The following is a 19,212-nucleotide window of genomic DNA, read 5'->3' on the forward strand; positions in this document are numbered from 1 at the left end:
GAGCCCCGCGACCGCAACCCCGCCGCAGCGAATCAACGCTCCGAGTGCACCCCATTCGTGGCAGCAATCCGCTTCCACGACTTGGGCTGCGCCGCCCGGGACCCGTCCGAAACCGCGGACGCGGCCGGCTTCGACGGCTGGTACAGCCACGTGTCGAACAACCCACCCAACCGCTCTCCGGAGACCCGCTCCGCATACCCGATGAAGTCGGAGACACTCGCGTTGCCGTACGCGTGCTGCTTCGGCCACCCCTTCAAAATCGCAAAGAAGTCCTTCTCGCCAACGGCATTCCGCAACGCCTGAATCGCAAGCGCCCCCCGGTCATAGACCGCCGCGTCGAACTGGTTCTCCGCCCCCGGATCCCCCGGCTTCACCGTCCAGAACGCGTCGTCCGCCGGATGCTGCGCGTACGTGTAGTCGGCGAGCTCCTGGGCCGTGCCCTCGCCCTCCTTCTCCGACCACAGCCACTGCGCGTACCGTGCGAACCCCTCGTTGATCCAGATGTCCTTCCACCCACGCACGGAGACACTGTCGCCGTACCACTGGTGCGCCAACTCATGAACGACAACGGACACATTGGACCCATTGGCGAACTGCTTCGGCGAATAGAACGGCCGCGTCTGCGTCTCAAGCGCAAAGCTCGACGGCACGTTGGGCACATACCCGCCCAGCGCCTCGAACGGATACTTCCCGTAGACCGACTCCAGCCACTCGGCGACCTCGGTCGTCCGCTCCACGCTCGCCTTCGCCGCGCCCTCGTTCGCGCCGAGGTCCTTGCTGTACGCGTTGACGACGGGGAGCCCGTCCGCGGTCTTGTCCGTCGTGATGTCGAACTTGCCGACCGCCAGGGTGGACAGATACGTGGCCTGCGGATGGGCCGACCGCCAGTTGAACCGCGTCCACCCGAGCTTCGAACTCTGCGACTGCAACGTTCCGTTGGAGATCGCCTGCGTACCGTCGGGAACCGCGACCGACACGTCGTACGTGGCCTTGTCGAGCGGATGGTCGTTGGAGGGGAACCACCAGGCCGCCGCCTCCGGCTCGTTGGCCGCGACGCCGCCGTCCGGGGTGCGCTGCCACGACGTGAAGCCCCAGAGCTTCACGTCGGACGGCTTGCCCGCGTACTTGACCACGACGGTGAAGGGCGTGCCCTTCGGCAGCCCGGCCGCCGGGGTGACCTCCAGCTCCTGCACGTCGGACTTCGCGAACTTCGCCTTCTTGCCGTTCACCCGGACCTCGCTCGCCGTGAGCCCGAAGTCGAGGTTGAAGCGCGACAGGTCCTGCGTGGAGGAGGCGAGAATCGTCGCCGTGCCCTCCAACTGGTCCGTCTTCGGCTGGTACTTGAGTCGCAGGTCGTAGTGGGAGACGTCGTAGCCGCCGTTCCCGTACGTCGGGTAGTAGGGATCACCGATGCCCGACGCCCCCGGTTCGAAGTCCGCGGCCGATGCCGGGATCGCCAGCAGCAGAGAGGCCGCGAGTGCGCCGGGGGCGATGAGTCTGCGGTACACGGAAACTCCAAGTCGTAGGGGACGTCAGGCGGTTGCCGGCCCCGTACGGATCACGTCCGTGGCCGACACAGCGACCCTATTCAGCACCCCGTGCCCCGGTCATGTCCATGGCCGCACCAGCCACACGATCGTCATCTGGCCGACATGTGCCTTTGCACCCCACGGACCTGTCTTCCACACCTACGGCCCTCTGTTGCACGGCAGTTGACCCGTGTAGCTTCCGCGCCATGCCGATACCTGCCAGACGCAGCCATCGCCACCCGCACCGCTGGAGAACCCTCGCGGTCGTGGTCACCGTCGCACTGCTGTCCGCACTCGTCGGGGCAGGCGCCACCGCGTCGGCCGCCCCCGCCAAGCCGACGGAGTCCAAGCCCGTCTACTCCTACGCCGACGCCGTCCGCGAGTCCGTCTGGGTCGACACCCGGCTCGACGGGGACGACAACGGGAAGTCCGACCGGGTCGCCGTCGACATCGTCCGGCCCCGCGAACCCGCCGCCCAGGGCCGCAAGATCCCCGTGATCATGGACGCCAGTCCGTACTACTCCTGCTGCGGGCGCGGCAACGAGAGCCAGAAGAAGACGTACGACGCGGACGGCAACGTCGTACAGATGCCGCTCTTCTACGACAACTACTTCGTGCCCCGCGGCTACGCGTTCGTCGGCGTCGACCTGCTCGGCACCAACCGCTCCGACGGCTGCGCCGACGTCGGCGGGGCCTACGACATCGGCTCCGCGAAGGCCGTCGTCGACTGGCTGAACGGCCGCGCCAAGGGCTACACCACCCGCACCGGCGGCGAACGCGCCAAGGCGGACTGGACCAACGGCCGCACCGGCATGATCGGCAAGAGCTACGACGGCACCGTCGCCAACGGCGTCGCCGCGACCGGCGTCGAGGGCCTGGAGACCATCGTGCCGATCGGCGGGATCTCCTCCTGGTACGACTACTACTTCCAACAGGGCGCCCCGCTCTACGACTCGGGCCCCGAGTGGCTGTCCGACTACGTCGAGAGCCCGGACGCGAAGGCGCGCTGCGCCGCCGTACAGAAACAGCTGGTCGACGAAGCGCCCCGGACCGGCGACTGGACCGGCCTTTGGCAGGACCGCGACTACGTCAAGGACGCCGACAACGTGCGCGCCAGCGTCTTCGTCGTGCACGGCATGCAGGACCTGAACGTGCGCGCCAAGCACTTCGGCCAGTGGTGGGACGCCCTCGCCAAGAACGGCGTCGACCGCAAGATCTGGCTCGCGCAGACCGGCCACGTCGACCCCTTCGACTCCCGCCGCGGCGCCTGGGTCGACACCCTGCACCGCTGGTTCGACCACGAACTCCTCGGCTACGCCAACGGAATCGACCGCGAGCCGATGGCCGACATCGAGCGCGCCCCCGACCACTGGAGCACCGACAAGGTGTGGCCTCCGCGTGCCACAGAAACCGCCGCGCTGCGTCCCGCCAAGGGCGACAAGGCCGGCGTCGGGACGCTGGGCCTGAAGACCGGCTCCGGCACCGAGACCTTCACCGACAACCCGGCGCTCGGCGAACTCGACTGGGCCGAGAAGATCCAGCAACCGACCGCCGAGAAGGCCGGGTTCCTCAGCCGCCCGCTGTCCAAGGACCTGCGTCTGTCCGGCTCCTCGAAGGTGACGGTCACCGCGACCCCGACGATGTCCAGCGCGCACCTGAGCGCCGTCCTCGTCGACGTCGGGCCCGCCACGATCCGCGACTACGCGGGCGCCGGCGAGGGCATCACGACCGGCACCGACCGCAGCTGCTGGGGGCCGAGCACCACCGGCGACAGCTCCTGCTACCTGACCACCGCGACCGCGACCACCGACGTCAACTCGACGGTGTTCAGCAGAGGTTGGGCCGACCTCGGCACTTCCACGAACCCGAAGCACGGCACCGCGCTCACACCCGGCAAGCCCTATACCCTCACGATCGACCTCGCCGCGAGCGACCACGTCGTACCGAAGGGGCACCGGCTCGCCCTCGTCGTGGCCGGCACCGACAAGGACCTGATCGACCCTCCGTCCACCAAGCCGACCCTCTCCCTCGACCTCGCCCGCACCGCGGCCCGCGTCCCCGTCGTCGGCGGCGCCTCGGCCTTCGCGGCCGCCACGTCCGGCTCCACCACCGCCACCCCCCAAAAGTCCGCGGCCGACGGCGTGAGCCCTTACCGCCTCGACCGCCCCGTACCGGGAGGCAGCACCCGATGAGAGCACGTCCCCGCACCCTCGCCCTGGCCACCGCCGTCGTCGCGCTCACCGCGCCCCTCGTGGTGGCGGCCCCGGCCGGTGCGAGCGGCACCAACGCCCCGCCCCGCACCGGATTCGAGGAGACCGACGGCGCCCGCTGGACCACCCAGCCCGAGGAGAAGCAGCTCCTCGCCACCGTCGACAAGGCCTCCGACCGGGTCTCCGTCTCCCGGATCGGCGAGACGAAACAGGGCCGCCCGCTGAACCTCGTCCGCATCGGAGCCCACCGGGCGCCCAACACCGTGCTGCTGATCTGCTCCCAGCACGGCGACGAGCCGTCGGGCCGCGAGGCCTGCCTGACGAAGATCCGCGACCTCGCCTACACCAAGGACAGGGCGACCCAGCGCTTCCTGTCCCGTACGACCCTCCTCGTCGTGCCGACCGCCAACCCCGACGGCAACGCCGCCGACACCCGCGGCAATTCCGACGGCATCGACATCAACCGCGACCACATCGCGCTCAAGACGGCAGAGGCGCGGGCGATGGCCGCCGTCATCCGCGACCGGCAGCCCGACGTCATCTACGACCTGCACGAGTACGGGGCCACCCCCAAGTACTACGACAAGGACCTGTTCGACCTCTGGCCGCGCAACCTCAACACCGACCCCGCCGTGCACGATCAGGCCGAGTCGCTGTCCCTCGACCATGTGCGCCCCGCCGCGGGCGACGCCGGGTACTCCACGGGCACGTACGGCATCTGGACCGACCCGGAGACCGGCGAGCCGATCAAGCAGACCGCGGGGGACGGGCAGGAGCGGATCCTGCGCAACGTCTCCGGCGTCAAGCACTCCGTCGGGCTGCTCATCGAGAGCCGCGTCGACCCCGGCACCCCCGCCGAGGAGAACGACCCGGCGCTGGTCAATCAGCGGCGCCGCGACTCCCAACTCGCCGCGCTCGGCGGTCTGTTCGCGTACACCTCGGAGAACCGGGGCGCGATCGAGGCCGCCACCACGGCCGCCCGCGCCAAGGGCTTCACCGACCGGGGGCCGATCTATCTCGGTGGTGCGGACAACGACCCCGCCGAAGCCGCGGAGGTCATCACGGATCCACCGTGCGGCTACCGGCTGAACGAGACGCAATACGCCGAATTCAAAGACGAATTGGCGCTGCACGGCATCACCGTCAAGAAGTCGGGCAACGGAGCCTTCGTCCCCCTGCGTCAGTCCGAACGGGCCCTGGTCGCACTGCTCCTCGACGCGCGCGCGGCCTACCACTTGACGGAAGGGGAGCCCGACACACACTGCTGATCGGGTTACCGGCGTGTCAGGTGTGGTAGGTCGTAGTGGGTGACAAGCCCTCAGAAACCCCCCAGCGATACGCCCGTCCCCGAGGAGGGAGCGACCGCCGCGCAGAGCCCCGCCACGGACCGGATCGTGTTCGGCGTCACCGCCGTGCTCACTCTGGCCTTCGTGGTCTGGGGCGCCGTGGCCACGGACAACCTCGAGAGCGTGTCCACCACGCTGCTCGGCGGCCTGATGCACAACGGCGGCTGGGCGTTCGTCCTTGCCGCGACCGGCTTCGTGGTCTTCGCCCTGTGGCTCGCCATGAGCCGCTACGGCAAGATCCCCCTCGGCAAGGAGGGCGAGGAGCCGGAGTTCCGCACGGTCTCCTGGATCGCGATGATGTTCAGCGCGGGCATGGGCATCGGGCTCATGTTCTACGGAGTGAGCGAGCCGCTCGCGCACTTCACGACGCCGCCGCCGGGCACCGACCCGGCCGACGACGCCGAGGCCATGGAGACCGCCATGGCCACCACCCTGTTCCACTGGACGCTGCACCCGTGGGCGATCTACGCGGTCGTCGGACTGGCCATCGCCTACAGCACGTTCAGGCGCCGCAGGCGGCAGACCATCTCGTCCGTCTTCGTGCCCCTCATCGGCGAGAAGCACGCGCACGGCACGTGGGGCCGTGTCATCGACATCCTCGCGATCTTCGCGACGCTGTTCGGCTCGGCCGCCTCCCTCGGACTCGGCGCCCTGCAGATCGGGGCCGGGTTCAAGGCGGCCGACTGGATGGACGACGTCAGCACCGGGCTGCTCGTCTCGATCATCGCGGTGCTGACCGTCGCGTTCGTCTTCTCCGCCATCTCCGGTGTGGAGAAGGGCGTCCAGTGGCTGTCGAACATCAACATGGTGCTCGCGCTGGTCCTGGTGGTCTTCGTGTTCATCGCGGGCCCGACGATCATGAACCTGGACCTGCTGCCGACCTCGCTCGGCGCGTACCTCGACAACTTCCCGCAACTCATCGGGCGCACCGAGGCGTCCAGCGGTAAGGGCGTCGCCGACTGGCTCAGCAGCTGGACGGTCTTCTACTGGGCCTGGTGGATCTCCTGGTCGCCGTTCGTCGGCATGTTCATCGCGCGCATCAGCAAGGGCCGGACGATCCGTCAGTTCGTCGGCGGCGTCATCCTCGTGCCCTCGACCGTCAGCCTGATCTGGTTCGCGGTCTTCGGCGGTTCCGCGATCAACCTCAAGGAGCAGGGCGCCCTCAAGGGCGCCGACACCCCGGAGACCCAGCTCTTCGGCGTGCTTCAGGAGTACCCGATCGCCTCTGCGACGAGCCTGCTCGTGATGATCCTGGTCGGCATCTTCTTCGTGTCCGGCGCGGACGCCGCGTCGATCGTCATGGGCACCCTCTCGCAGAAGGGCGCGCTCGAACCCGGAAAGTTCGTCGTCGTCTTCTGGGGCGTCGTGACCGGTGCGGTCGGCGCGATCATGCTGATGATCGGCAACGGCTCCGGGGACGCGCTCACCGGCCTGCAGAACCTGACGATCCTCGTGGCGGCACCGTTCGTCCTCGTCATGATCGGCATGTGCTGGTCGCTCCTGAAGGACCTGCGCCAGGACCCGCTCATGGTCCGTGGCGAGATGGGCATCGAGGTCGTCGAGCAGGCGGTCGTCGCAGGACACGAGAAGTACGGCGGCGAGTTCGAGATCCGCATCGGTCCCGGCAGCAGCCTGGAGACCGAGGGCGACCCGATCGGCAAACACCACGACGACTGAGGACGTAGGTACGGGTGGGGGCGTGGTCCGACACGGGCCACGCCCCCACCCGTTTGCCCGTGTCCGTTTATCCGTGTGTCCATGTGCCCGTTCGTCCGGCCTCGGCTAACCGGCCTCGACCAGCTCGGCCGCTTCCTCGGCGCAGCCCCACGCCACGGTCACCCCGGCGCCGCCGTGCCCGTAGTTGTGCACCAGCACCCGCCCGGCGCCCCTGACCTCACGCTCGATGCGCACCGCAGGACGTGCCGGGCGCAGGCCCACGCGGTGGTCGAGGATCCGCGCGCCCGCGATCTCGGGACGCACCTCGGCGCAGCGCTTCACGATCCCCTCGGCGGTGGCCGGGTCGGGATCGAGCGACCACGCGTCCTCCTCGGCGGTGCCGCCGAGCAGCAGGCGCCCCGGCTGCGGCAGGAAGTACGTCGTCCCGTCGGACGCGGGGGCGACGGTGGTGAACCACGTGTCGACGCCCGGGTTCTCCACGATCACCAGTTGCCCGCGGACCGGGCGCACGGAGTCGTCCGGCACCAGTTCGCGGGCCGCGAGCCCCGTGCAGTTCACGACGGTCGGCGCGGTGTCGAGCGCCTCGTCGAGCGAGGACACGGCGCGCGCCTCGACGATGACGCCGGCCCGGCCCAACTGCTCGCGCAGCCACGCCAGATGGGCCGGCATGTCGATCAGCGGGAGGCGTGCAGCGAGCCCCCGCGGGGTGTCGCGCAGGCCCGCCACCTCCGAGGCCCACGCGCCGAGCCCGTCCAGACGCGAGTCCCCGTGTACGCCGTCGACCAGGCGCACGCCGGTCTCCTCGGGGCGCGCGGCCCACTCCTCGTACCGCCTGAGCGAGCGCAGCGACCACGCGCCCACCTTCGCCATCGGGTCGATCCGGTACGGCCACCACAGCCCGCCCGCGACCGCCGAGGTCGTCCGCTCGGCGACGTCCCGCGACCACACGCGTACCGGGCGCCCGCGGCGCGCGAGTTCCAGGGCGGTGGTCATGCCGATGACCCCGCCGCCGACCACGATCACTTCACTGCCGCTGCTGTCACTGATCATCCATGGACGCTACATGGATGCCAACGGAAGCAGGCGGAATGTGGCATGCCGCGCTCACGGCGGGTGCGGACGGGAATACTCGCACCATGGCTGCTGCCGACGACTACGCGACCTTCGGCCTGGCACCGGCGATGCGCGCCGGGGGAGTCCTCGCGGACGGGGACTACCAAGTGCACCGGGACTTCGTCGACTTCATCGTCGACGGCCGCCCGCTGCTCTTCCAACTCTCCGACCTGGACGCCGTTTCCCCGTTCGCCGCCGACATCCCGCCCGCGATCTTCGCGCACCACGTGAAGCGCCTGCTCCTGGAGGCGGAGGCGCCGCTGCCCGGCGGGCGCTGCGTGATCTACGGGTGCCCGGAGTGCGAGGGGATCGAGTGCGGGGCGGTGACGGCACTGATCGAGCGGAACGGGGAGGGGGTGGGGGCCTACGTGTGGCGGGACTTCGCCTGGCAGACCGACGAGCGGGTCGACCTGGAGCTGAACGGCTACCACGGCATCGGCCCGTTCCGCTTCCGCGCAACCGAGTACCGGACTGTGCTCGGCCAACTGCTTCACGGGGAGGGCCTGTTCATACCGCCGCGCCGCAAGGTGCTGCTGATCGGCGCCCGCGTCGCCGTCCTCGCCCGGCTCGCGGCGGCGCTGCGCACCATCGGCGTCGGCGCGGACATCACGCAGGACGCGTCCGGCGTACCGCCCGAGGAGCTGCGCACGTACGGGGTGGTGGCCTTCGGCCGCGCGGTGGAGGAGCCCCAACGGGCTTCAGTGCACAGGGAGTTCGAACGTGCCGGAGCCGACGTCGCCTACGTCGACGGCTACGCACCGATCATCCCGCTCCTCGTCGCCCAGATCGAGAGCGCCCTGGACCGCGTCCCGCCGGCGCAGCGCCGGCTGACGCGGCTCGTCGCCGCCGACGGCGAGGCGGGCGTGGAGGTCACCTCCACGTGCCGCGTCCACATCACGGCCTACCGCCTCGACCGCCTCTACCGCACCCACAACCACGACGTCTTCGACGCGGTCCTGCCCCCCGGCCGCCACCGCATCTCCCTCGACCCCAAGGCAACCAGGGCCCCATCCTTCCTGGTGGCCCGCACGACGGGGAGCGTGTTGGTGGCGCGTATGGAGCGGTAGGGGGTGCGGGCGCGGTCCCCGCGGCGTGGGACGGGGCGGGGCGGGGCGCGGCGTGGCGTGTCGGGGCATGGCGGGTCGGGTCCGGTCGGGGCCGGCGTGGGCCGTGGCGGATCGGCGTGGTGCGGCGCGGCCCGTGGTGTGCCCGGGCCCACCGTCCCCGTGACGACACGTGTCGACCCCGCCACAGCCAAGCGCCCCGGCCCCCGCCACACCACCCGCCGCCGCGCAACCTCACCCCCGACTAGGATCACCCCCCTGATGACTGCAACGCTCGTAGCCAAGAACCTCGCCGCGGGGCACGGTGACCGCACCCTCTTCTCCGGTCTCGACCTCGTCGTCGCCCCCGGCGACGTAATCGGACTCGTCGGCGCCAACGGAGCCGGAAAGTCCACGCTCCTGCGCCTCCTCGCCGGCCTCGCCACCCCCGAGGAGGGAGACGCACGGCTCTCCCCGCCGACCGCCACCGTCGGCCACCTCCCGCAGGAGCCGGACCGCCGCCCCGGCGAGACGATCCGCGAGTTCCTGGCCCGCCGCACCGGCGTGAGCGAGGCGCAGCGCACCATGGACGAGGCCACGCAGGGCCTCGTCGACGGCGCGCCCGGCGCCGACGACGCGTACGCCACGAGCCTGGAGCGCTGGCTGAACCTGGGCGGCGCCGACCTGGACGAGCGCGCCGAGGAGGTCGCGGAACAACTCGGCCTGGACGTCGGCCTCGACCAGGCGATGACGTCCCTGTCCGGCGGCCAGGCGGCCCGCGCGGGACTCGCCTCCCTCCTCCTGTCCCGCTACGACGTCTTCCTCCTCGACGAGCCGACCAACGACCTCGACCTGGACGGCCTGGACCGCCTGGAGACGTTCGTGCGCGGCCTGCGCGCCGGCACCGTCGTCGTCAGCCACGACCGCGAGTTCCTCACCCGCACTGTCACCAAGGTCCTCGAACTCGACCTCGCCCAGCAGGAGATCAACCTCTACGGAGGCGGTTACGCCGCCTACTTGGAGGAGCGCGAGGTCGCGCGCCGCCACGCACGCGAGGAGTTCGAGGAGTACGCCGACAAGAAGTCGGCCCTGGAGGGCCGCGCCCAGATGCAGCGCACCTGGATGGACAAGGGCGTCAAGAACGCGCGGCGCAAGGCGACCGACAGCGACAAGCTGGGCCGCAAGTTCCGCAGTGAGGCGAGCGAGAAGCAGGCCGCGAAGGCCCGCCAGACGCAGAAGATGATCGAGCGCCTCGACGTCGTGGACGAGCCCCGCAAGGAGTGGGAGCTGCGCATGGAGATCGCGGCGGCACCCCGCTCGGGCGCGGTCGTGGCGTCACTGCGGGACGCCCAACTACGGCGCGGGGACTTCGACTTCGGGCCGGTGACGCTCCAGATCGACTGGGCGGACCGCGTCGCGATCACCGGCGCGAACGGCTCCGGCAAGTCCACTCTGCTCGCCGCGCTGCTCGGCCGCGTCCCCCTGAACTCCGGTCACGCGACGCTGGGTTCGGGCGTGGTCGTCGGCGAGGTGGACCAGGCCCGCGCCCTGTTCCACGGACCCGAGAAGCTGCTCGAAGCCTTCGGTGCGGCCGTCCCCGACATGGAGCCGGCCGAAGTCCGTACGCTGCTCGCCAAGTTCGGCCTGAAGGCGGACCACGTGCTGCGCCCCGCGGCCACCCTCTCCCCGGGGGAACGCACCCGCGCGGCCCTCGCCCTCCTCCAGGGCAGAGGCGTCAACCTCCTGGTCCTGGACGAGCCGACGAACCACCTCGACCTCCCGGCGATCGAGCAACTGGAGTCGGCCCTGTCGACCTACGAGGGCACCCTCCTCCTGGTCACCCACGACCGCAGAATGCTGGACGCAGTCCAGACAACCCGCCGCCTCGAGGTGACGTCAGGCAAGGTGACCGAGCTTTAAGGGGCGCGGGGCTGTGGTGTTTGTGCGGCTCCGCCGCGCGGGCGCGCCCAGCTACGGTCGACCCGTTTGGGGGCGCGGGGCTGTGGTGTTTGTGCGGCTCCGCCGCGCGGGCGCGCCCAGCTACGGTCGACCCGTTTGGGGGCGCGGGGAACTGCGCGCCCAGCCACGAAGCGGCGCGCAGTTCCCGCTGACATCAACCCCGGGTGCCTACGCCAGCCCCGCCTTACGCAACGCGTCCGCCATCGCCGAGTTGGCCGGCGGCACCGCGGGACGGCCCTTGCCGCCCCCCTTGCCGCCACTCTTGCCACCGGTCTGGCCGCCGCCGGATCCACCCTGCCGGGTCTGCCGCGGCGGCTTGCGGTCACCACCACGGTTACCGCGGTCGCCGCGCTCTCCACGGGCGCCGCGCTCCCCATTCCCGCCGGAGGCCTTCGCCTTCTCGTCGTCAAGACGCAGCGTCAGCGAAATCCGCTTGCGCGGCACGTCGACGTCGAGGACCTTCACCTTGACGATGTCGCCGGGCTTGACCACATCGCGCGGGTCCTTGACGAACGTACGGGACAACGCCGAGACGTGCGCGAGCCCGTCCTGGTGCACACCGATGTCGATGAACGCCCCGAAGGCGGCGACATTCGTCACGACACCCTCGAGCACCATCCCCGACTCCAGGTCGCCGATCTTCTCGACGCCCTCCTTGAAGGTGGCCGTCTTGAAGGCGGGCCGCGGGTCGCGCCCCGGCTTCTCCAGCTCCTTCAGGATGTCCGTGACGGTCGGCAGACCGAACGTGTCGTCCACGTAGTCGGCCGGCTTGAGCGAGCGCAGCGACCCCGCGTCACCGACGAGGGAGGCGACCTCGCCGCCCGTCGACTTCGCCATCCTGCGCACCACCGGGTACGCCTCCGGGTGCACGGACGACGCGTCCAGCGGGTCGTCGCCGCCACGGATCCGCAGGAAGCCCGCGCACTGCTCGTACGCCTTCGGGCCGAGCCGTGCCACGTCCTTGAGGCCCTTGCGGTTGGTGAACGGGCCGTTGGAGTCGCGGTGCGTCACGATGTTCTCCGCGAGCCCCGCGCCGATGCCGGACACGCGCGCGAGCAGCGGCGCGGAGGCCGTGTTCACGTCCACTCCGACACCGTTCACACAGTCCTCGACGACCGCGTCGAGCGAGCGGGACAGCTTCACTTCGCTCAGGTCGTGCTGGTACTGGCCGACACCGATCGACTTCGGGTCGATCTTCACCAGTTCGGCGAGCGGGTCTTGAAGGCGACGCGCGATGGAGACGGCCCCGCGCAGCGAGACGTCCATGTCGGGCAGTTCCTGCGAGGCGAACGCCGACGCCGAGTACACCGAGGCGCCCGCCTCGCTCACCATCACCTTGGTGAGGTTCAACTCCGGGTGCTTGGTGATGAGTTCACCGGCGAGCTTGTCGGTCTCGCGGGACGCGGTGCCGTTGCCGATCGCGATCAGGTCGACCGCGTGCTCCTTGGAGAGCTTCGCCAGCTTGGCGATCGCCTCGTCCCAGCGGTTGGCCGGGACGTGCGGGTGGATGACGTCGGTGGCGACGACCTTGCCCGTGTCGTCGACGACCGCGACCTTCACGCCCGTACGGAAACCGGGGTCGAGCCCCAGCGTCGAGCGCGTGCCCGCGGGGGCGGCGAGCAGCAGGTCGCGCAGGTTCGACGCGAACACCTTGACCGCCTCGTCCTCCGCGGCCGTACGCAGCCGGGTGCGCAGGTCGAGGCCGAGGTGCACCAGGATGCGCGTGCGCCAGGCCCAACGGACCGTGTCCTGAAGCCACTTGTCGCCCGGACGGCCCTGGTTCCTGACCCCGAACCGGTCGGCAATGATCGGCTCGTACGAGGACGGGGACGCGGTCGAGGACGTCGAAGCCCCGGCCTCGGCGTCCGCGGCCGGCTCCTCCGGCTCCAGGACGAGCTCCAGCATGTCCTCCTTCTCGCCGCGCAGCATCGCCAGGACGCGGTGCGAGGGCAGCTCGGTGAAGGGCTCCGCGAAGTCGAAGTAGTCGGCGAACTTGGCGCCCGCGTCCTCCTTGCCGGACTTCACCTTCGCCGCGAGCCGGCCGCGCCCCCACATGCGCTCGCGCAGCTCGCCGATCAGGTCGGCGTCCTCGGAGAAGCGCTCGGTGAGGATCGCGCGGGCCCCGTCGAGCGCGGCCTGCGCGTCGGCGACGCCCTTCTCGGCGTCCACGAACGCGGCAGCGGCGGCCTGGGGCTCCACCGACGGGTCGCCGAGCAGCCCCTCCGCCAGCGGCTCGAGCCCCGCCTCGCGCGCGATCTGCGCCTTCGTACGGCGCTTGGGCTTGAAGGGCAGGTAGATGTCCTCCAGGCGCGCCTTGGTGTCGGCGGCGCGGATCTGCGCCTCCAACTCCGCGGTCAACTTGTCCTGCTCGCGGACCGAGTCGAGGACGGCGGTGCGCCGCTCCTCCAGCTCGCGCAGATACCGCAGCCGCTCTTCCAGGGTGCGCAGCTGGGCATCGTCGAGGGACTCCGTCGCCTCCTTGCGGTAGCGGGCGATGAAGGGCACGGTCGAGCCGCCGTCGAGCAGCTCGACCGCGGCCTTCACCTGCCGCTCCCGTACGCCTAGTTCCTCGGCAATCCTGCTCTCGATGGATCCGAACCCGGATCCAGCAGTGGTGCCAACTGTGGGTGTCGCCACGATCCCGTACCGCCTATGTCGACTGAGGTTGCGCGGCAATTGTGGCAGGTGGCACCGACACTCGGGGATCAGGGAGGTCAGACGCGGTGCGCACGGCCGGACCGGGAGGCGCCGCCGAACAGGCGCGCGAGCGCCCGGAAGGGCAAGGCCACGACGGTGGCGATGGCGCCCGCGATCTGACGCAGAATGTCGGCGATGGCACGGAACATGCAGGTTCTCCTCTCGTGTGTCCCGGCCACGTAAGCGGCCGGAACACACGAGTACCTCGCCTGCGCGGGATGAGTCCTCAGGCGGCCTTGCCGATCAGATCCGCCGGGAAGGCGCCGTTGCCGAGGGCCGCGCCGATGAAGGTCGTCGCCAGCTCGGTCAGCCGGGCGACGCCCGCCTCGCCGAGGTGCTCGTAGGGGGCGCGGTCGAGCGCGTCGGTACGGTGCTCGATCTCGGCGCGGAGCGTCACGCCCTGCTCGGTGAGCGTCAACTCCTCGTCGGCGGTGAGCAGTCCACGCGCGCGAAGCCGCTCGGCGGCCGCGTCGTACTCGGACCTGTCCCAGCCGCGGGTGGCGAGCAGCCACTTCGGGGCCATGCCCTTGCCGGTCGCGACGTGGCTCACGAGGGCTTCCACGGGGTCGAGTTCGGCGCCGAGCAGCGCCGCGATGTGCCCGTCGCCGCGGTGCTCGCGCAGCAGCGTCGTGGCGTGCCAGTACGCCATGTGCGGCTCCTCCGGCACGTCCAGGTCGGCATGGGCGGCGTACAGCGGGCGGGCGTGCCGGGTGCACGCCTCAGCGGCGCGCAGGGCGAGCTCGGCGGCCTCGGCCATCTCCTGGGAGGCGAGCGCCTCCGCGCCGAGCAGGCGGCTCAGCGTCGAGTCGACGGCACGCGCGCGTGCGGCGAGCACCGCCTCCGGGGACGCGGTCTCCCACACGGCCGGCACGTGCCGGGCCACCAGGTCGTGCTTGAAGTTGTAGAACGTGGCGGTCACGGTCCCGGCCCCGACGGCCCCCATGGGCGCGGAACGCGCCGCGAAGTAGGCCGCAGAGGAGTCGCTCACGCCGATGGCGGCCAGCTCCTTGCCGAGGTCGGGCGAGAAGTAGTGCGTCGAGTGGAACGGGTTGAGCACGTTGTGGCAGTGGCGGGCGGCGCGCAGGCGGGGGTCCGAAGTCATGCGCCTACGTTACCGACCGGTCGGTACGGGTGGCAGTACCGGGCGCCGGGCCATGGCAGGAAAGGTGGGGGATTCGTCATTGCGGCCATGCGGCGGGCGCCGAAGAATGAGCCGCATGCCGCCGCGTACCGTCCTGGTCCTCCTCTTCGACCACGTGCAGAGCCTCGACGTCACGGGCCCCGTGGAGGTCTTCTCCGGCGCGGGCGACGCCTACCGCGTGCGCACCGCCTCGGCCGACGGCGCCCCGGTCCGCACGTCGAGCGGACTGACCCTGACACCGGACCACACCCTTGCCGACGCGCCGGCCGCGGACACGCTCCTGGTCCCCGGCGGCAACGGCACGCGCGCCCCGGACCCGCGCGTGGTCGACTGGCTGCGCGAGCGCGCCCCACTCACCCGCCGCACCGTCTCGGTGTGCACCGGCGCGTTCCTGCTGGCGCGGGCGGGGCTCCTGGACGGCCGCCGGGCCACGACGCACTGGGCGTTCTGCGACACCCTGGCCCGCCAGTACCCCGAGGTGACTGTGGACCCCGACCCCGTCTACGTACGCGACGGTCGTGTGTCGACGTCGGCGGGGGTGACCGCGGGCATCGACCTCGCGCTCGCCCTGGTCGAGGAGGATCACGGCAGGGAGGTGGCGCTGCGGATCGCCCGTGCCCTGGTCGTGTTCCTCCGACGCCCGGGAAACCAGGCCCAGTTCAGTACGCAGCTCGCTGCCCAGACGGCCACCAAGGAACCGCTCGGTGAGGTGCAGCGGTGGATCGCCGAGCACCCCGGAGCCGACCTCTGCGTCGAGGCTCTCGCCGCCCGCGCCCGGCTCTCCCCGCGCCACTTCGCCCGCGCCTTCCGTACGGAGACGGGCCTGACGCCCGGCCGGTACGTCGAGCGCGTCCGCGTGGAGCACGCCCGCCGCCTCCTGGAGGACACCAAGGGCGGCGTCGAGGAGATCTCCCGGTCGAGCGGCTACGGCACCCCGGAGGCGATGCGCCGCGCCTTCCTCAAGACCCTCGGCACGTCACCGGCCGAGTACCGGCGCCGGTTCCACGCACCTGTGGGCCCCTGACCAGCCCAGCAGCACGGCACCCGACCCGAAAGGCATGACATGCAGATCGCCATCGCCCTCTACGAGCGGTTCACCGCCCTCGACGCCATCGGCCCGTACCAGACCCTCGGCGGCATTCCGGGCGCCGACGTCGTCTTCGTGGCCGAGCGGACCGGTCCCGTGCGGGACGACACGGGGCGGCTCGCGCTCGTCGCAGACAAGACCTTCGACGAGGTGGGCTCCCCGGACGTGGTCGTCGTGCCCGGCGGCCCCCAGCAGAGCGACCAGACGGCGAACGGGCCGCTCCTTGAGTGGCTGCGCTCCGTGGACGCCACCAGCACCTGGACGACGTCCGTGTGCACGGGCTCCCTCGCGCTCGCCGCCGCGGGCCTGCTGAAGGGGCGCGAGGCCACCTCGCACTGGCTCGCCCTCGAGGAGTTGAACCGGCTCGGCTCCCGGTCGACCGGGCGGCGGGTGGTCTTCGACGGCAAGTACGTCACCGCGGCCGGCGTCTCGTCCGGCATCGACATGGGCCTCGCCCTCGCGGGCCGGATCGCGGGGGACGAGACCGCCCAGGCCATCCAGCTGATGACCGAGTACGACCCGCAGCCGCCCTACGACGCCGGCTCCCCGGACAAGGCCCCGGCGCACATCGTGGCGAGGTTCCGCCCGACCGGCTGAGCGACGGGGGTTCGAAAGCAGCCCCTAGGCCCCCTGAGCCCCTAGGCCCCCACCGTCCACTCGAACCGCGGCGCGCGCCGCTCCAGGAACGCGGCGACGCCCTCCGCGCTCTCGCCGCCGGCGCGCGCCTGCTCGGCCCAGTGCGCGTCCCGGTCCGTGCGGCCCGTCACGAACTCCTTCGCCGCGGCCTGCGTCAACTGCGAGCGGGCGGCGAGGGTGCGGGTGAACTCGGCGACCCGCTTGTCCAGTGCGTCCCCGGGCAGCACCTCGTCCACGAGCCCGGTGCGCAGCGCCCGCTCGGCCTCGATCAACTCGCCCGAGAACAGCAGGTACTTGGCGGTCGCCGGGCCCACGAGCGCGGCGAGGCGGCGCGTGGAGGAGGCCGGGTAGACGATCCCGAGCTTGGCCGGGGTCACCCCGAACCGCGCGCCGTCGGCGGCGAAGCGCAGATCGCAGGCCGCCGCCAACTGGCTGCCGCCGCCCACGCAGAACCCGCGCACCACGGCGAGCGTCGGCTTCGGGAACGCGGCGAGCGCGTCCTCCGCCGCGACCGCGAGCCCCTGCGCCGACCCCTCGCCGAGAGTCGATATGTCGGCCCCGGCGCAGAACGTGTCGCCGGCCCCGGTGAGCACGAGAACCCGTACCTCCGGATCGGCCGCGAGCCGTTCGAGGAGCGGCGGCAGGGACGCCCACATGGCGTCGGTCATGGCGTTGCGCTTGGCCGGGTGGTCGATCACGACGGTGGCGACACCCTCGGCGACGCTGTGCGTGAGCTGCGGCGGGGACACGGGAGACATGGGGCGGATGCTAACCGGGCGGCCGGCCCGGTCGGCGTGTCGGGCAGCTCGTAGAACAAGCTGAAGAAGGTGCAAGTCGGGCGTAATGAGGGCGGGATCGATCGCTTTTCTGGCTCGGTCGACCATCAACGATCAAATGCCGTCGATACACGCTGACTTCTGGTCAGTCCCACGGCCTGGAGCAGGTGATTCCCAACACTCGAAGCGTGGTGACAATCGAGCGCAAGGGCGGCGACCTGACAATGAGCGACCACGGGTGGGGATCCCGCCCACGTCCTCAGGGCACCGGGGGAGCGCCCCCCGACCGCCCCGCGGACGGGCCGCTCCCGTACGAGGGAGTGTGGCGGTTCACGACGCAGGCGGTCGACGCCTCCGTGCCACAGGCCCGGCGCGCGGTGCGGGAGTTGCTCACCCGGCAGGGCGTGCCCGCCCCTGACGACCTGGTGCACGGGCTGCTCGTGATCGTCTCCGAACTCGTCACGAACGCGGTGAAGCACGCCGCCGTGGTCTCACCCATGCTCGCCGTGGAGGTCGCCGTGGGGCCCGAGTGGGTGCGGGTGTCCGTGGAGGACGACCACCCCTACAAGCCCACGGCACTCGAGGCCACCAGCGGTCAGACCGGCGGCCGCGGCCTGCTGCTCGTCCGCGAGATCACCGCGGAGGCGGGTGGCGTCTGCGACGTCGCCAACACCGCGAGCGGGGGCAAGGTGATCTGGGCCGCCCTGCCCCTCAAGCCCGAGACGGCTACCAGCCCGCCGACTGGCCTGTCAGCTCTCTGACCGCGGGCCGCGCCGCGTCGAGGACCGTCATGAACCACGCCGAGAACGGGTCCTTGGCGTGCCGCTCGGCCAGCTCGTCCGCCGTCACGAACGCCGTCGCCCCGACCTCCTCCGGGTCGGGGTTCAGCGATGCCTGCACGAGGCCCACGAACAGGTGGTTGAACTCCTGCTCCACCAGGCCCGATTCCGGGTCCGGGTGGTTGTAGCGCACCGTGCCGGCCTCGGCCATCAGGGACGGCGAGACGCCGAGCTCCTCGAAGGTGCGCCGCGCGGCCGCCGCGAACGGGGCCTCGCCGGGGTACGGGTGGCCGCAGCAGGTGTTCGACCAGACGCCGGGGGAGTGGTACTTGCCGAGCGCCCGCTGCTGCAGCAGCAGCCGGCCCTGCTCGTCGAAGAGGAACACGGAGAACGCTCTGTGCAGCTGCCCGGGCGGCTGGTGCGCCGCGAGCTTCTCCGCCGTGCCGATCGTCCTGCCGTCCTCGTCGACGAGTTCCAGCAAGATCGCTTCCGCGGTGCCGTTCGACGAGCTGTTCGTCGTGGGGGCAGGTGTGATCGGCATACCTATCCTTCGTTTCGTTCCTCGAACCAAGTCTGCCGTACGGGACGGACAGCCCCCGCGCAGTCGGCGTCCCGCAAGCCCCGTCCGGCCGGGAGGCCGGGCGGGACCACCGTAGGCGCCGGTCAGACGCCGAACGCGGCCGGGTAGGTGATCGTGCCCCGCGGGAGCTGCCCGGAATCGTCCCGTTCATCCAGAACGAGGGCCATCATCGCCTCGTCCGGCACGTCGAAACCGGGCCGGATGCCGTACCCGGAGGCGGGCGTGAAGCCGAACCTCGGGTAGTACTCCGGATGCCCGAGGACCAGCACAAGTCGCTCGCCACGCGCGCGTGCCGCCTCCAGCGCCGCACGTACGACGGCCGAACCGGCCCCCGTGCGCTGGTACTCCGGAAGCACCGCACAGGGCGCGAGCGCCGCGGCGGGCGCGCCGTCCACGGTGCAGCGGGTGATCAGGGCGTGCGCGGCGACGGCGCCGTCCGGGGCCTCGGCCACGTACGACAGCCCCTCGAGCCACGCGTCCTTGTCGGCGCGCAGGGCGTCGACGAGGTCGGCCTCGGCCTCGGTGGGGAACCCGGCGGCGTTGACGGCGTGCACGGCCGCCCGGTCGTCCCCGGTCTCGGGGCGCGGACGCCATGCGGGCTTCGTGTTGTCGGTCAACCTAAGAACCTTTGAGTGAAGG

At 71.2% G+C, this 19,212-nt stretch carries 16 protein-coding genes; 8 read left to right on the forward strand and 8 right to left on the reverse strand.

Going from position 1 to position 19,212, the window contains the following annotated elements; all coding sequences use genetic code 11:
* Positions 1 to 32 precede the first annotated feature (32 nt).
* On the reverse strand, positions 33 to 1,508 hold the full coding sequence (locus tag OG746_RS18310; protein ID WP_266715804.1) for a M1 family metallopeptidase: 1,476 nt from the start codon (positions 1,506 to 1,508) through the stop codon (positions 33 to 35).
* A gap of 227 nt (positions 1,509 to 1,735) precedes the next feature.
* On the opposite strand from OG746_RS18310, the gene OG746_RS18315 reads away from it, so the two are divergent.
* The 3 genes from OG746_RS18315 to OG746_RS18325 all read left to right on the forward strand — a co-directional run bounded on the left by OG746_RS18315 (position 1,736) and on the right by OG746_RS18325 (position 6,762).
* A complete protein-coding gene (locus OG746_RS18315) occupies positions 1,736 to 3,721 on the forward strand; it encodes a Xaa-Pro dipeptidyl-peptidase (RefSeq protein WP_266715806.1) in 1,986 nt (661 codons plus the stop codon).
* Positions 3,718 to 5,007 (forward strand): M14 family metallopeptidase, encoded by a 1,290-nt coding sequence (locus OG746_RS18320; protein WP_266715808.1) that lies wholly within the window; start codon positions 3,718 to 3,720, stop codon positions 5,005 to 5,007. Before OG746_RS18315 ends, OG746_RS18320 begins: the two co-directional genes overlap by 4 nt.
* Positions 5,008 to 5,133: 126 nt before the next feature.
* Entirely contained in the window at positions 5,134 to 6,762 is a 1,629-nt protein-coding gene (locus OG746_RS18325; protein WP_266719042.1) for a BCCT family transporter, read from the forward strand.
* 105 nt (positions 6,763 to 6,867) lie between these two features.
* Here OG746_RS18325 and OG746_RS18330 read toward each other — a convergent pair whose 3' ends face one another.
* Positions 6,868 to 7,812, reverse strand: coding sequence for an NAD(P)/FAD-dependent oxidoreductase (locus OG746_RS18330; protein ID WP_266715810.1), 945 nt, complete (start codon positions 7,810 to 7,812; stop codon positions 6,868 to 6,870).
* Positions 7,813 to 7,898: 86 nt separating this feature from the next.
* Between OG746_RS18330 and OG746_RS18335 the strand changes: the two genes are divergently transcribed.
* Together OG746_RS18335 and OG746_RS18340 are read left to right on the forward strand one after the other, a co-directional pair.
* Positions 7,899 to 8,942 carry an oxidoreductase gene (locus tag OG746_RS18335; protein WP_266715812.1) on the forward strand — a complete coding sequence of 348 codons (1,044 nt, stop codon included), beginning with the start codon at positions 7,899 to 7,901 and terminating at the stop codon, positions 8,940 to 8,942.
* A gap of 258 nt (positions 8,943 to 9,200) precedes the next feature.
* Positions 9,201 to 10,838, forward strand: coding sequence for an ABC-F family ATP-binding cassette domain-containing protein (locus tag OG746_RS18340; protein WP_266715814.1), 1,638 nt, complete (start codon positions 9,201 to 9,203; stop codon positions 10,836 to 10,838).
* Positions 10,839 to 11,045: 207 nt separating this feature from the next.
* On the opposite strand, the gene OG746_RS18345 is transcribed toward OG746_RS18340, so the two are convergent.
* From OG746_RS18345 to OG746_RS18355, 3 genes are all read right to left on the reverse strand, one after another.
* On the reverse strand, positions 11,046 to 13,514 hold the full coding sequence (locus OG746_RS18345) for a Tex family protein (RefSeq protein ID WP_323179626.1): 2,469 nt from the start codon (positions 13,512 to 13,514) through the stop codon (positions 11,046 to 11,048).
* Between the two features lie 77 nt (positions 13,515 to 13,591).
* Positions 13,592 to 13,723 (reverse strand): LPFR motif small protein, encoded by a 132-nt coding sequence (locus OG746_RS18350; RefSeq protein WP_266715816.1) that lies wholly within the window; start codon positions 13,721 to 13,723, stop codon positions 13,592 to 13,594.
* 77 nt (positions 13,724 to 13,800) lie between these two features.
* Entirely contained in the window at positions 13,801 to 14,676 is an 876-nt protein-coding gene (locus OG746_RS18355; protein WP_266715818.1) for an SCO6745 family protein, read from the reverse strand.
* Between the two features lie 115 nt (positions 14,677 to 14,791).
* Between OG746_RS18355 and OG746_RS18360 the strand changes: the two genes are divergently transcribed.
* Both OG746_RS18360 and OG746_RS18365 read left to right on the forward strand, forming a co-directional pair.
* A complete protein-coding gene (locus OG746_RS18360; RefSeq protein ID WP_266715820.1) occupies positions 14,792 to 15,739 on the forward strand; it encodes a GlxA family transcriptional regulator in 948 nt (315 codons plus the stop codon).
* Positions 15,740 to 15,778: 39 nt separating this feature from the next.
* Positions 15,779 to 16,399, forward strand: coding sequence for a DJ-1/PfpI family protein (locus OG746_RS18365; RefSeq protein ID WP_266715822.1), 621 nt, complete (start codon positions 15,779 to 15,781; stop codon positions 16,397 to 16,399).
* Between the two features lie 41 nt (positions 16,400 to 16,440).
* Here OG746_RS18365 and OG746_RS18370 read toward each other — a convergent pair whose 3' ends face one another.
* A complete protein-coding gene (locus tag OG746_RS18370) occupies positions 16,441 to 17,196 on the reverse strand; it encodes an enoyl-CoA hydratase/isomerase family protein (protein WP_266715824.1) in 756 nt (251 codons plus the stop codon).
* Between the two features lie 242 nt (positions 17,197 to 17,438).
* Between OG746_RS18370 and OG746_RS18375 the strand changes: the two genes are divergently transcribed.
* Positions 17,439 to 17,975 carry an ATP-binding protein gene (locus OG746_RS18375; RefSeq protein WP_266719046.1) on the forward strand — a complete coding sequence of 179 codons (537 nt, stop codon included), beginning with the start codon at positions 17,439 to 17,441 and terminating at the stop codon, positions 17,973 to 17,975.
* On the opposite strand, the gene idi is transcribed toward OG746_RS18375, so the two are convergent.
* Complete coding sequence (gene idi / locus OG746_RS18380) at positions 17,941 to 18,534, reverse strand: isopentenyl-diphosphate Delta-isomerase (RefSeq protein WP_266715826.1); 594 nt, start codon at positions 18,532 to 18,534, stop codon at positions 17,941 to 17,943. The two genes, OG746_RS18375 and idi, sit on opposite strands and share 35 nt — an antisense overlap.
* A 122-nt stretch (positions 18,535 to 18,656) precedes the next feature.
* Entirely contained in the window at positions 18,657 to 19,190 is a 534-nt protein-coding gene (locus tag OG746_RS18385) for a GNAT family N-acetyltransferase (protein ID WP_266715828.1), read from the reverse strand.
* Positions 19,191 to 19,212: the final 22 nt, after the last annotated feature.

It is taken from the genome of Streptomyces sp. NBC_01016 (assembly GCF_026341035.1).
Classification (GTDB): domain Bacteria; phylum Actinomycetota; class Actinomycetes; order Streptomycetales; family Streptomycetaceae; genus Streptomyces.

Coding starts and splice junctions, on each gene's coding strand:
- OG746_RS18365 (WP_266715822.1), top strand. CDS start 15,779: ATGCAGATCGCCATCGCCCTCTACGAGCGGTTCACCGCCCTCGACGCC.
- OG746_RS18370 (WP_266715824.1), bottom strand. CDS start 17,196: ATGTCTCCCGTGTCCCCGCCGCAGCTCACGCACAGCGTCGCCGAGGGT.
- OG746_RS18340 (WP_266715814.1), top strand. CDS start 9,201: ATGACTGCAACGCTCGTAGCCAAGAACCTCGCCGCGGGGCACGGTGAC.
- OG746_RS18360 (WP_266715820.1), top strand. CDS start 14,792: ATGCCGCCGCGTACCGTCCTGGTCCTCCTCTTCGACCACGTGCAGAGC.
- OG746_RS18355 (WP_266715818.1), bottom strand. CDS start 14,676: ATGACTTCGGACCCCCGCCTGCGCGCCGCCCGCCACTGCCACAACGTG.
- OG746_RS18335 (WP_266715812.1), top strand. CDS start 7,899: ATGGCTGCTGCCGACGACTACGCGACCTTCGGCCTGGCACCGGCGATG.
- OG746_RS18315 (WP_266715806.1), top strand. CDS start 1,736: ATGCCGATACCTGCCAGACGCAGCCATCGCCACCCGCACCGCTGGAGA.
- OG746_RS18350 (WP_266715816.1), bottom strand. CDS start 13,723: ATGTTCCGTGCCATCGCCGACATTCTGCGTCAGATCGCGGGCGCCATC.
- idi (WP_266715826.1), bottom strand. CDS start 18,534: ATGCCGATCACACCTGCCCCCACGACGAACAGCTCGTCGAACGGCACC.
- OG746_RS18375 (WP_266719046.1), top strand. CDS start 17,439: ATGAGCGACCACGGGTGGGGATCCCGCCCACGTCCTCAGGGCACCGGG.
- OG746_RS18320 (WP_266715808.1), top strand. CDS start 3,718: ATGAGAGCACGTCCCCGCACCCTCGCCCTGGCCACCGCCGTCGTCGCG.
- OG746_RS18330 (WP_266715810.1), bottom strand. CDS start 7,812: ATGATCAGTGACAGCAGCGGCAGTGAAGTGATCGTGGTCGGCGGCGGG.